9 protein-coding genes and 2 tRNA genes are annotated in these 12816 nt (G+C 38.4%); 7 read left to right on the top strand and 4 right to left on the bottom strand.

Going from position 1 to position 12816, the window contains the following annotated elements; all coding sequences use genetic code 11:
* Nucleotides 1-2: 2 nt before the first annotated feature.
* Nucleotides 3-2399 (top strand): TonB-dependent receptor plug domain-containing protein, encoded by a 2397-nt coding sequence (locus tag ACZ5L8_RS12745; RefSeq protein WP_464438026.1) that lies wholly within the window; start codon nucleotides 3-5, stop codon nucleotides 2397-2399.
* Between the two features lie 431 nt (nucleotides 2400-2830).
* Here ACZ5L8_RS12745 and ACZ5L8_RS12740 read toward each other — a convergent pair whose 3' ends face one another.
* From ACZ5L8_RS12740 to ACZ5L8_RS12725, 4 genes are all read right to left on the bottom strand, one after another.
* Nucleotides 2831-3364 carry a hypothetical protein gene (locus ACZ5L8_RS12740; protein ID WP_464438024.1) on the bottom strand — a complete coding sequence of 178 codons (534 nt, stop codon included), beginning with the start codon at nucleotides 3362-3364 and terminating at the stop codon, nucleotides 2831-2833.
* The gene (locus ACZ5L8_RS12735) at nucleotides 3361-3771 is read right to left on the bottom strand and encodes a hypothetical protein (RefSeq protein WP_464438022.1); all 411 of its coding nucleotides are present in this window, start codon (nucleotides 3769-3771) and stop codon (nucleotides 3361-3363) included. Before ACZ5L8_RS12735 ends, ACZ5L8_RS12740 begins: the two co-directional genes overlap by 4 nt.
* A 9-nt stretch (nucleotides 3772-3780) precedes the next feature.
* A complete protein-coding gene (locus ACZ5L8_RS12730; protein WP_464438020.1) occupies nucleotides 3781-4416 on the bottom strand; it encodes a hypothetical protein in 636 nt (211 codons plus the stop codon).
* Between the two features lie 411 nt (nucleotides 4417-4827).
* Entirely contained in the window at nucleotides 4828-6795 is a 1968-nt protein-coding gene (locus ACZ5L8_RS12725; RefSeq protein ID WP_464438017.1) for a DUF2075 domain-containing protein, read from the bottom strand.
* A 237-nt stretch (nucleotides 6796-7032) separates the two neighbouring features.
* On the opposite strand from ACZ5L8_RS12725, the gene ACZ5L8_RS12720 reads away from it, so the two are divergent.
* The 6 genes from ACZ5L8_RS12720 to ACZ5L8_RS12695 all read left to right on the top strand — a co-directional run bounded on the left by ACZ5L8_RS12720 (nucleotide 7033) and on the right by ACZ5L8_RS12695 (nucleotide 12591).
* Nucleotides 7033-7365, top strand: a complete 333-nt coding sequence (locus ACZ5L8_RS12720) for a single-stranded DNA-binding protein (protein WP_462600273.1) — start codon at nucleotides 7033-7035, stop codon at nucleotides 7363-7365.
* A gap of 110 nt (nucleotides 7366-7475) precedes the next feature.
* The gene (gene recQ, locus ACZ5L8_RS12715) at nucleotides 7476-9590 is read left to right on the top strand and encodes a DNA helicase RecQ (RefSeq protein ID WP_464438015.1); all 2115 of its coding nucleotides are present in this window, start codon (nucleotides 7476-7478) and stop codon (nucleotides 9588-9590) included.
* 102 nt (nucleotides 9591-9692) lie between these two features.
* Entirely contained in the window at nucleotides 9693-11201 is a 1509-nt protein-coding gene (locus ACZ5L8_RS12710; RefSeq protein WP_464438013.1) for an FG-GAP repeat domain-containing protein, read from the top strand.
* Nucleotides 11202-11906: 705 nt separating this feature from the next.
* Nucleotides 11907-12425, top strand: coding sequence for a tetratricopeptide repeat protein (locus ACZ5L8_RS12705; RefSeq protein ID WP_464438011.1), 519 nt, complete (start codon nucleotides 11907-11909; stop codon nucleotides 12423-12425).
* An 11-nt stretch (nucleotides 12426-12436) separates the two neighbouring features.
* Nucleotides 12437-12507, top strand: a tRNA-Ala gene (locus ACZ5L8_RS12700).
* 11 nt (nucleotides 12508-12518) lie between these two features.
* Nucleotides 12519-12591, top strand: a tRNA-Phe gene (locus ACZ5L8_RS12695).
* Nucleotides 12592-12816: the final 225 nt, after the last annotated feature.

Below are 12816 nucleotides of genomic sequence, written 5' to 3'. Positions count from 1 at the left end.
TTATGAGAAAATTTCTCTTCATTCTCACTTTTTTCATTTGCAAAATCGGTTTAGCGCAGGAGGTCACGATCTTAGATCAATCTAGCGGTAACCCAATTGCTGAAGCTACTTTGGTGAATACAGACCAGAGCAAATCGGCCATCACAAATGCAAATGGTGTTGCAGATATTACCGCTTTTAGTGATGATGAGGCGATCACGATTTCTCATGTTTCGCATGAAGCGAAAAAAACAACCAAAGCTAAGATCCTCGCCTCAGGAGGTATTATCTTCTTGCAAACTGGCGAACTAGAGACAGTGGTTTTAAGCGTTTCAGGGTTTGAGCAGTATGATCGCGAAGTTTCTCAAAAGGTATTGAGACTTAAACCAGAGGATGTTGCTTTTCGCAATCCGCAGACCGCTGCAGACATGTTGCAGGGAAGCGGCGAAGTGTATGTTCAAAGAAGTCAGTTGGGCGGCGGTAGCCCTATGATCCGTGGGTTTTCTACTAATAGATTGCTTATCACGGTAGACGGTGTGCGCATGAATACAGCGATCTTTAGAAGTGGTAACCTGCAAAATGTGATCAATGTAGATCCTTTTGCGTTAGAAAATACAGAGGTTATTCTTGGGCCAGGTTCTGTGGTTTATGGTAGCGATGCGATAGGTGGTGTGATGAATTTTTATACTAAAAAACCTGTGTTCTCTTTTCAAGATGGTATTGCTTTTAGCGGTAACGCGATAACAAGATATTCTACCGCAAATAATGAGAAAACAGCACATGCCGACTTTAATATAGGTCTTAAGCAATGGGCTTTTTTAACCAGCGTGAGCTATTCAGATTATGATGATCTTAAAATGGGGAGCCAAGGGCCAGACGATTATTTGCGTCCCACTTACGTGAAAAGGATAAACGGCGAAGATGTTGAGGTTAACAATGATGATCCTAAAGTGCAAAAATTTACCGGGTTTAACATGCTTAACCTGATGCAGAAAGTGCGCTTTATGCCTAACGAAACCTGGGATTTTAATCTAGGTGTGATCTATAGCACGACTTCAGATTATCCGCGATATGATCGTTTAACGCGTACGCGAAATGGACAATTACGCGCTGCCGAGTGGTATTACGGTCCACAGAATTGGTTCTCAACTAACCTCCAAGTCACTAAAAAGGGATATGAAAATCTCTATGACGAAGCCAAATTTACAGCGGCTTTTCAGGCATTTGAGGAAAGTAGACACGATAGAGATTTTGGATCAGATATTCTGTTCAACACCAGCGAGAAAGTAAACGCATATTCACTAGGACTCGATTTAAAGAAAGACTTTGGCGAAAATCATCTTTTTTACGGTTTAGAATACGTTCTTAACACCGTAGCTTCAGATGGTGATCAACTCAATATTATCAATGTTGAAACTGCGCCTACCGCAAGTCGTTATCCTGATGGTGCGACCTGGCAAAGCATGGCGGCGTATGCTAGTGGTAATTTCCGCGTAAGCGAAACAACAACCCTTAATACAGGACTGCGCTATAACCAGGTGATGCTCAATGCCGAATTTGACGATACGTTTTATGATTTTCCATTTAGTGAGGCAGATATCAACACGGGGAACTTAAACGGTTCTGTGGGACTGAATTACCAGCCCAGCAATTTCTTTACCGGTAGAGTAAATCTTTCTACCGCGTTTAGAGCGCCTAATGTGGATGATGTGGGTAAGATATTTGACAGCGAGCCGGGTAGTGTGGTTGTGCCTAATCCTGATCTTAAGGTAGAGTATGCGTACAACGCAGATGTAGATCTGTTGTTCAATTTTAATGATATGGTACGTCTGGATGTCGCGGCTTTTTATACCAAGCTAGACAATGCATTGGTGCGTCGCGATTATAGCCTTAACGGCGAAACGACTATAGATTATCAAGGAGAACCTAGCAACGTGCAGGCGATACAAAATGCAGCGCAGGCAGAGTTATACGGTTTTGAACTGGGCGCAGAGATCGTGTTTTGCGAGAGTATGTATTTGCGCAGTCAGCTTAACTGGATCAATGGTAGCGAAGAATTAGACGATGGTACAGAAGCGCCTGTGCGTCATGCAGCGCCGCTGTTTGGTAATACGCATCTGGTTTTTGAACAAGGTAAATTTAAGGTTGACGCTTTCGCGGAATATAACGGTCAGTTTGATTATGATGATCTGGCGCCATCGCAGCAAGGCAATGCATATTTGTATGCGCTAGACGGTAATGGTAACCCTTATGCGCCGTCATGGTACACGTTAAATCTTTCAACACAATACACTTTAAGTGAAACATGGAGTTTTACTGCTGCACTAGAAAATATTACAGATCAGCGTTACCGCCCGTATTCTTCTGGGATCTCTGCACCGGGTAGAAATCTTATCTTGGGTGTGAGGTATGGGTTTTAGTTTTTTGATAAGACATTGTTCTTTATTACATGATAGGCTTTAATTCCTAGTATAATTTGTAATAAAAGAATAAAAACAACCATCGAGACAATAAGTGTCAAATACAATTCAGACTTAACCTTATTGAAGTAAAGAAACCCAATTAGAATAATAGCCATAAAAGCAAATGATCTTTTATTTGGATAAGGGATCATTTTTTTTAATGTTCTATTTTCAAATTTCAATAGGAAATACGGAGAATAATATTCTGTGTAGTTTCCCGGTTTATAACAAATTATATATTCATTTTCTTTTTTCCACCTTGTCGAGATTGATGAGCCATTTTTTAAAAACACTTTTTTAGTTTCTCCGAATTGTGAAGGTTTAAATTCTTTTGAAATAGGCGAGTACAAGTAATTAACCATTGTCATTATTGGATTAATACTTAATCATTAATCATTAATTTCTTTTACACTATAAACTTTGTGCCCTAAAGTTAAATAACTAATTCTCTGGAGCTTTCCACTTTCATTATGTTCAAACCTTTTGTAAAAAAGGTCATTATAAGACTCATTTTCCCCATTCATTATTTTCAAGTCAGGTTCAATCTGGTTATTTGTTTTACTTAGGTTCAGGGTGTAGTCAAATGTGTACCAATTATTGGTTGAAAAGTGACCAAATTCATATAGCTTTTGATCCTGATAATACAATTCAAAAATTCGATGACCGTATTCATTATCAATTCCCGATAGTTTTTTCCCATCAGCAAAAATTGTATTACCGCTATTTTGATTCACAACTTTAAAATCATTTATATTTAGGCTTGAATCAACTTTTAATTTAAAGGAATTAAAGTCAAAAATTTGCGAAGATATTATGGTTGCAATACTGTACTCATCTTTTACTTTTTCAGCATAATGCATAAAAACGATGTAGCATGATAACAGGGCTATTAGAATTAATAGTGATCTTTGGTTTTTCTTCATGTGTTGACTTTGCAAATTGCAATGGTTTTTCTGTCTGATAAAAGATAGAGGTAATAGACTTTGTCATACTTGTTATCCGTAATTAATGATTGGGCCATATTAATTATATAGAGGTCATTTTCGTAGATGTAATCTTTTAACTCAATGTTGAAGTAAAATGTACCTTCTTTAAAATTGTCATTTGTCAATACCGAATTTTCCAAGCTTCGGAAATCAGATGTATCTACCGTAAAGAGGCTGTATTCAGCCATTGGTTCAAGAAAGCCACTTTCCTTTCCTGATTTAATTAAAGTCAGTTCATAGTCTCTATCAAACTCAGCTATTTTATTTACATCATCAAAAAGCTCGGTCTCTGTTTGACAACTTATAAATAATAGCGAGGCTAATATGAAGAGAAGTCGGTTCATTTTAATGCTTTAAAAAGATCTCGTATAACCGTCAGTTGCGGTTTTCTTTTTTTCTTCATAAGTGCCTAGATAATCTTCAATTGCCTGTTTGTTATTTAGGTCAACAGTTTTGCTAAGGTTCCAGTCTTGAAGCAATAAGTTCCATTTCTTCCCTATTTCATGAAGACATTCAGAAAGCTTTTTTCTGTCTATACTCCAATGATTTGTCATCCAAATGCCTTGCACAATTTCGTCTTTAAAGTCATAGTATATTGCCGAATAGTCCTTACCGAAAGCGATACAATCCTTATGTAGTTTGCGATAAGTTTGTCCGTAACCCGTTATTACGTTTTGCAACCTTTCAAATCCAAGAATTTCAAGTTTGTGCTCTAGATCATTTGGTTTTATTGATCGCTGCTTTAATTCAATTTTGTTGTCATCACTCCGCACATAAATGTCTGTATAACCTGAGCCGTCAAAATGTTCATTGGCAAAGTCATTCACCTTTTTTGATTCTTCTTCCAAAATAGCAAGGTTGTCATTCGGGACAATCTCAACTTGTCTGTAATCATCTTCATGATAAAAGATTGTAAGGCCTTCGATTGTTGATTCGTGGTCATTAGGTCGAGTAGACTTCTTGTTTTTAAATATGTCGAAAAGCCCCATTTTTTAATCGGTTTTAACGGTTTGGCTATGCTTCCGTTGCATGAAAATCCGCTAGTCCATATAGTAATCGGGATTATGCCAGACTTAAAGATAGTAAAGTTGCCTAAATAAACTGTTGGGAAAACCACAGCAATGAATTGTAGTGGGTGTTGGCTTTTACACACCCTTTTTTTTAGAATCAAACCTATGAATTATTAGCAGCTTTGATGCGCAGTAGATACTAAAAAAACCACTACTTACAGATTTTTAAAATTCGGAAATATCCTCTTTCCTTTAAAATATTGACTTGTGTAACTGCTAATATTTTTATTGTTATTTCAATCTGTAAAATAGAATTGCCCAAATCACAATTTCGAGATGATTTTTTTATTTTTGGTCAGATTACAGAAAACAATTTTGACTGCGCTTTTATTACTTTATTTCCTTAAGTCCGATTTGTTTTAAATAGGTATATGTTTCGTCATAAAACTTGGATTCTCTTGTTAAATCTTTTTTTGATCCCTCGGGAATATATATAATCATGCCTTGTCTCGCTCTTGTTAGTAAAACTCGATATGTATTTTTTAAATATTCTTTTGAAACTTCTTGTTTGATGTTTTGCCATTTAGTCCCTTTGAAATTTTGATAATACCATTCATTATTATTTAAATAGAAATTAGCTCCCCATGCTAAGCAAGTCCAATCAATTTCAAGGCCTTGAATGTCAAATTCAGTGGCAATTTCTTCTAGGAAATAAGAAGATCGTATGTCATTCTTATCATTTAAAAACCAATTGGGTGCAGAAATTTCATTTTTAACGTCAATACCTAAAGCTCTTAATCTTCTTGCTCCTGAGGAAGCCACAATTCCAATTCTCTCGCTTCCTTTTGCTTTTGCATTCAGCCATTGTTTAGCTGATTTAAGATTTCTAGTTACTACTATTGGGTAAACTGTATTTATTTGGCTGTATAAGTGAAAAGCTTCTTCAACTTTCAACTCAAGTAGATTATGAATGAACTCAGCGAGTTTTTCTGATCTAAAAGACCTAACAGAAACAGAAAGATGTAATTCTCCTTCAGAGTTTGCATTATGATTTAACCAATTTCGTGTTTCAAGGGTTTTCATATAATTGCTGTTGCTGGAGATTGAACTGGAAAAATAAATATCCCAATTTGAATAGCTTTTCTTTAGTGAGTTGATCCATTCTTCTAGACCTGCTTCACCTGTATTTATTTCCTGACCACCGCCAATTAAACAAATAATTGAGCACCAATCATCATGTCTGTCCATTACATCTATCAAAAACTCTGGCTCTGACATATTGAAATTTTCTATACCTTTTTTACGCCTCATGAATGAGCTAACTTGACTTTCATTCCAAGCTCTTTGGGCTTCATCAAAAACAACTACTTTTTCTGTCGGTTTTTTGGCATGTTTTAAGTATTCATCTCTAAAATGGTGAATGTTTTGAATAAAAGCACTTGTCTCTCTTTGCGCAGATTTTTTGGTTATTGGACTTCCTTCTAGTTTTGAACTTAACACTAAGTCTCTCGCAAGGGCTTCCCTTAAAACATCTACTAAAGGACCATTGCCTGAAAGAAAAACAGCATGTTCGTCTTCATCGGCTTTCATCCTATCATTAGCAATATTTAATCCTGCAAGAGTTTTACCCGCTCCTGGAACACCAGTAACAAAGCAAATGGCTTTTCTCTTATTGATTTTAGCATTTTCAATTATTGAGTTTAAGCAATTTGCTGTTTTAGATAAGTTTATTGCTCCTGAATCTGATCTTGATATTTCTTCAACCTTGTGACCTTTATATAAGGCTCTTGCGGCTTCTACTATAGTTGGTGTAGGTTTGTAAATAGAGGTTCCCCATTTATGATGGTCAAAAGAATATTCTTTTTGATCTAAAAAATTAAAGAGTATTTCTCGTAAGTTTTCCTTGTTAGATTTTGCTACTTTTTTGTGATCAAGAATGTCATTGATTGAATTATAAACCTTTTCAGCATTTGTTGCAATTAGAACTGGAATCAAAATTTCATTGTGACTTCCTTCATGGAAATTCTGCAAATCAAGTGTATAATCGAGAACTTGTTCTTGGTCATGAAAACTATAATTTTGGCTCCCAACTTTGAATTCTAATAGAAAAATTTTGTCTTCTAGTATTACGACATTATCAACTCTTTTACCCATTCTTGGGATTGCAAATTCAAAATATATCTGGCCGGACAAACTTTTGAGTTGGTCTTTTAATATGTCAATTTGCTTTAGCCAAGCATTTTTTTGAAGATCCTCAAGTTGTCTATTTGTGTGGTTAATGCTCAGTTTTCCAAGAATCGAATTTCTATCTTCAAGTATAAAACTTGATATTGAATTTTTGTAATATGCTCGATTCATTTATTGGGTTTATTTTTTTGTATTGTAAAGCGCATCAACACACTTCAGTCAATTCAAGATCTTACTGCTCACTAATATACACATATCCCTTAAATACAAGCATTTTCATTTTATTCAATTATTTACAACCATTTGTAAACGACTATAAACGAAAGTAAATCGGTAACTACCGGCTATCGCTTGCATGCCGCCACATCTTTGCAGTGTATCAATTGTTTAACGATAAAATTTAAAACTATGAGTACGCTAAGAAACAAAGTACAGTTGATTGGAAATTTGGGCAACGACCCAGAAATTGTAAATCTTGATTCAGGTAAAAAGCTGGCAAAATTTAGTATCGCCACAAATGAATCTTACAAGAATAACAAAGGTGAGCGCGTCACAGATACGCAATGGCACAATGTTGTGGCTTGGGGTAAGACCGCTGGCATTATTGAGAGTTACGTGACAAAGGGTAAAGAAGTGGCTATAGAAGGTAGACTTACTTCTCGCAGTTATGAAACTAAAGAAGGCGAGAAGCGATACATCACAGAGATCGTATGCGATGAACTCCTGATGTTAGGTAAATAAAATGGTATTTTTGTACGTAAACAAAGCAAGCACTGCGCTTATGATAAGCTGTGCTTGCTTTGTCTTTTATATTAATTATATCTTGTGCATTAAGGCAAAACCCCATGACTATGAATGAAACTGTACTCCTGCAATTACTGAAAAAACATTTTGGTTTTTCTGGTTTTCTTGCTGGTCAGCAGGCTATCATTAACGATGTTATGGCTGGGAAAGATACCCTCGCGATTATGCCTACCGGTGCGGGTAAATCGTTGTGTTATCAGTTACCAGCATTAGCGTTAGAAGGAACCGCCATTGTAGTCTCGCCGCTAATTGCGTTAATGAAAGATCAGGTAGATGCGTTGCGCGCTAATGGTATTTCGGCAGCGTATTATAATAGTACACAGCCGGCCTCTGAACAGCAGGAAATAATAGATAAAGTGCGAACTGATGCGCTTGATCTTATCTATGTAGCGCCAGAGAGTTTGTCGCTTTTACAACCGGTTCTTCAGGAAGTAAAACTTAATCTTATCGCCATAGATGAGGCGCATTGTATCTCATCATGGGGACATGATTTTAGACCAGCCTACACACAGTTAGCTTACCTTAAAAATGTTTTTCCCGGCATTCCTGTCATTGCGCTTACTGCAACAGCCGATAAGCCTACGCAAGAGGATATAAAAGTGCAATTGAACATTCCGCAAGCTGGGGTGCATTTGTCTTCTTTTGACAGGAAAAATATTTATCTAGAAGTTCGCCCAGGGCAAAACAGGATCAATCAGATTCTCAATTTCATCAAAAAAAGACCTACCGAAAGCGGTATTATATACTGTTTGAGCCGCAAAGGCACAGAAAAATTAGCTGATAAATTAACGGCAAAAGGCTATGCCGCGGCGGCTTACCATGCCGGGCTTTCGCCGGAAGAGCGTGCAACGATACAAGAGGATTTCATCAACGATCGTACACCTATTGTTGTGGCTACGATCGCCTTTGGGATGGGTATAGACAAGAGCAACGTGCGCTGGGTGATCCATTATAATATGCCGAAGAACATCGAAGGCTATTATCAAGAAATAGGTCGTGGTGGTCGTGACGGTTTGCCTTCTACGTCGCTTATGTTTTACAGCTATGCAGATGTTGTGCAGCTCAGTCAGTTTGCGATGGGTAGCGCAAAAGAAGAATACCAGTTGGCCAAGCTAGAACGCATGAAGCAGTTTGCTGAAGCGTTGAATTGCCGCCGGAGAATGTTACTCGGTTATTTTGGTGAACACGTGTATCAAGATTGTGGTAACTGTGATAATTGTAAAACGCCTCCGCAGTATTTTGACGGCACGATAATAGCTCAAAAAGTATGTTCTGCAGTAGCTAGACTTAAGGAGCAAGAGTCTATCACAATGGTTGTAGATGTACTTCGTGGATCTAATAATGCTCAGGTTTTTGAGAAAGGTTATCAGCAAGTAAAGACCTTTGGAGCGGCAAAAGATATTGCTTGGCTCGATTTGCAGCAGTATATCATTCAGTTGATCAATCAAGGAGTGTTAGAAATTCATTTTCATGAAAATGGTAGACTCACGCTCACGCCGCTAGCGAGTAAAATTCTGTATGAGGGTAAAAATGTGCAACTGGCAACACTTGTAAAAGAAGATGCAAAAGCTGAAAAATTTATAAGAGAAACAGAGCCCGAAAGCGCGGTGCTTGATACGCTTAAAAAACTGCGATACACTATCGCAAAAGAAGATGGTATCCCAGCGTATGTGATTTTTAGTGATGCATCATTAAAAGCGTTAGAGAAACAAGTTCCGCATACGCTAGAAGAATTTGCAGATATCAAAGGTGTGGGTGAGGCTAAACTCGAGAAATATGGTGAGCGATTCTTAGAAGTGCTCAAAGAATTTGACCAACCCAAAGCTCCGGTAAAAAAGAGCAAACCAAAAGCAAAAAAATCTAAATCCACCGCTCAAAAAACAGCAGAACTCTACAACAACGGACTCAATCTTGAGCAAATTGCAGAGGAGCGATCACTGGCGGTGAGTACTGTTTTCAGTCATTTGATACAGCTTTCAGAAGCGGGAGAAGACATTGACTTTTCTGGATTGATAGATCAAGAAGATCTTGACAAGATCGCCGATGCACAAGACAAAGTAGAAGACGGCACAAAACTTAGGTCATATTTTGAGTATTTCAACGAGGAGATCCCTTACTGGAAGTTGAGATTAGCCCTTCATTTACTCGCTGATTCTGCTTAGAGGGTTTTGGCTTTAAGCCAAAAAGTGTTTCTCAAAATTCTAGCATAATTTCCTAGTAAGATTTAAACGCCTATCTTTTATGCTGTTTACTATCTTTAATCTATGACTAGACTTCTTAAAACCTTGCTTCTGGCTGTGCTTTTTGTTTTTGGCGCATGCCAAAAGGAAACAAAACTTGAAAAACAAGCTGCTCTTTACAACCATTATTGCGCTTCTTGCCACATCGCCCCGCAGATAGATGAACTGCCCGCGGCCACATGGCAAAAATATGTGCTACCAGATATGGCGGCTCGTATGGGGATCAAGATCCACGATTACAACCCGTATGAAAAGATGAGCAACTCTGAGATGGAAGCGCGCATGCGTAGCAATGTGTATCCTGCGCAGCCGCTCATTAGCAAAGAAGATTGGGATCTTATAGAAGATTATGTTGTGTCGCAAGCACCAGACTCGCTGCCGGCTATTGAACAGCCAGCGTTAACCATGAATATTCCCGGTTTTGAACCGCGGCCTGTCGCTTTTGATGAGCAGCCGGGCGCGTTGATCACTTATTTGGGTTTTGATAAAGATGCTGGCAAGATCATGACTGGCGACATGCAAGGCAATTTTGTAAGCTATGATGCAAAAAATAATATGGCTTCCGCCAAAAATCTTCAAGGTTCACCCATTGTAGATCATGATAAAACCGCTCAAGGCGAAATGCTCACACGCATCGGCATTATGAATCCTGCTGAAAGGCCTGAAGGTGTTTTAGAACTTCTAGAAGACGAAAAAACTTTAGTTGATAGTATGCATCGCCCGGTGAATACGCTTGTCACAGATCTTAATAATGACGGTAACGAAGAATATATTGTGAGTGAATTTGGCCATCTTACCGGCCAGTTAACGCTCATTCAAAAAACCGATTCTACTTACAAAAAACGCAGCATTTTATATCAACCGGGATTGATGCGCGTTTTAGATCGTGATATGAATGGCGACGGTAAACTTGATCTTATCGCGCTCACAACTCAAGGCGATGAGAGTATCACCGTTTTATATCAAGAAGAAGATTTGCAGTTTAGAGCAGAAAAAATATTGCGCTTTAGCCCTGTGTGGGGAAGCAGTTGGTTTGAACTAGTAGACTATGATGGCGATGGTGATCAGGATATCATCACTGCGCACGGCGACAATGCAGACAAGAGTATTATTACAAAACCATATCACGGCATACGTATTTATCTTAATGATGATGGGCGCTTTCGCGAAAGCTACTTTTACCCAATGCATGGTGCGACGCGTGTGATGGCTCGTGATTTTGATAAAGATGGCGACATTGATCTTGCGGCGGTAAGTACATTTCCTGATTATGAGAATAATGCAGACCGCAGTTTTGTGTTTTTACAAAACCAAGGCGATGATACTTTTAAAACCTATACCTTCCCGCAGGTGCAGGATGCTAATTGGTTTCTTGTGGACGCGGCAGATGTAGATAATGATGGTGATGAAGATATTGTTTTGAGTACTTTTTCATACGTTTTTGTTCCGGTTCCTGAAGAAATACAAGAGCGCTGGTCACAGCATAATATTGATATTATGGTGCTTAAAAACACTTTGAACGATTCCAAATAGGCGTCTGAAGTTGCAAAACCCATTAATTTTGAGCAATATTTGCCGCATCATGAACAAAACTTTAATGCATAACATTCCATTTCTGCGTGTGCAGATAGGTTACGGGTCAGCAAAAACTGACTGGTATGGGGCGTTATGTATTCATGATTTAAGAGGATTGATGTAGATTTTACAACATATGTGAATAGATAACGCCCTGCAAAACAAATTGCAGGGCGTTTTTTTTTAATCAAAGATCAATAGGAAGTTTTTTTGATCACATAGCGACCCAAGTTCAAAAACCATTGACTATCAAGTTGGTGAAAATAGAACGAAAATCCGCAATAAACGGACAGGAAATCTATTGTCTTAAAATTAATTAAGTTATTGATTATCAATAAAATAAATTTAAAAAATTGTTTGTGGAATTAAAAAATGTGTTCATCTTTGCACCGCATTCAACACAATGCAAAACAACAATTAGAAATCATTAATAACGAAGCGATGTTTTATACAAAACCTTTAGGATGGATTGCGCAACGCGATCTTCATAGCGACCAGCTTCGGTATTTTTCTTAGATAGCATTATCTTCATGAAAAATCCGGAGCATAGATAAAGTTCCGGATTTTTTTATGCCCTTTCGGCACGGCAGCAACCGCTGTCACATGATCTGGAACGTAGCAAAAAACTTTTGGCGAAAGCCATAACAATAAACGTAACAGATTGTGGAAACAATACAAAATACATATTTGATCAAGGCGCTTGCGGCCTATCCTTACGAGCTTGAAGAAGCGGTAGAATCCTTGAATTATGCGTTGTCCTATGACGCAAATAATGTGCAGGCGCTTTGCTTGATGGGCAGGATCTATAGCGATCATTTGCGCGATGTGGCTACAGCCAAAGAATATTATGCGGCGGCCATGGCTAGTAATATGGAGTATGCGGCACTTTACCCAGCGTATGGGCGTGTGCTTATCATAAATGATGACTTTGATGAGGTGAAGAAGTTGATTGATTTTGGCTTGACCATCAAGGGCGCAGATAAGGCAGCATTGCATTTAGTGCAAGGTCAGGCGTATGAAGCGCAAGGGCTTTATGAGCAGGCGAAAGCTTCATTTAAAACGGCAAAACGAGAAGGCTTGAACAATGATTTTATCTCTTTTGTAGAAAATGAGTTGGCTCGAGTCAAGAAAAAAATGCCAAAAAAGAAGAAGTCAAAAAAATCCCGAAAGAAGAAAAAATAGGGGGTGAAGTAGGTGCTGTAGTTCAAAGGCTAGAACATTTGCCAGCGGCGAAAGGGTGAGGGTTCGAGTCCCTCCTGCACCTACTTCTAAACAGGAACAATAGCAAAGGCGGTCAATGCGCCAGACTGAAAATCTGGAGATAAAGGTTCGATTCCTTTTTGTTCCACTTTAAGCGGCCCTGTGAGGTGTATCTGTATTGCACCCTTGCATAAAATGCTGCCCGTGGGTATGGTGTTTTTATGTTCAGCGGTTTAAAGGATTTTAGGGTGTTTTATCCATAAAAAGCATCCGCAAACATTGAGTGTCGCGGGTTCGAATCCCGCTCCCAGAGTAATTCCTGGGATAGTTCAGTTAGGTAGAACATCAATAATCAAGTGCGCAGGTTCGACTC

This window comes from Leeuwenhoekiella obamensis (genome assembly GCF_055391795.1).
The sequence above is the reverse complement of the archived record's forward strand: the minus strand, read 5'-3'. Positions and strand labels throughout refer to the sequence as shown.

Coding starts and splice junctions, on each gene's coding strand:
- recQ (WP_464438015.1), top strand. CDS start 7,476: ATGAATGAAACTGTACTCCTGCAATTACTGAAAAAACATTTTGGTTTT.
- ACZ5L8_RS12720 (WP_462600273.1), top strand. CDS start 7,033: ATGAGTACGCTAAGAAACAAAGTACAGTTGATTGGAAATTTGGGCAAC.
- ACZ5L8_RS12730 (WP_464438020.1), bottom strand. CDS start 4,416: ATGGGGCTTTTCGACATATTTAAAAACAAGAAGTCTACTCGACCTAAT.
- ACZ5L8_RS12725 (WP_464438017.1), bottom strand. CDS start 6,795: ATGAATCGAGCATATTACAAAAATTCAATATCAAGTTTTATACTTGAA.
- ACZ5L8_RS12735 (WP_464438022.1), bottom strand. CDS start 3,771: ATGAACCGACTTCTCTTCATATTAGCCTCGCTATTATTTATAAGTTGT.
- ACZ5L8_RS12745 (WP_464438026.1), top strand. CDS start 3: ATGAGAAAATTTCTCTTCATTCTCACTTTTTTCATTTGCAAAATCGGT.
- ACZ5L8_RS12710 (WP_464438013.1), top strand. CDS start 9,693: ATGACTAGACTTCTTAAAACCTTGCTTCTGGCTGTGCTTTTTGTTTTT.
- ACZ5L8_RS12740 (WP_464438024.1), bottom strand. CDS start 3,364: ATGAAGAAAAACCAAAGATCACTATTAATTCTAATAGCCCTGTTATCA.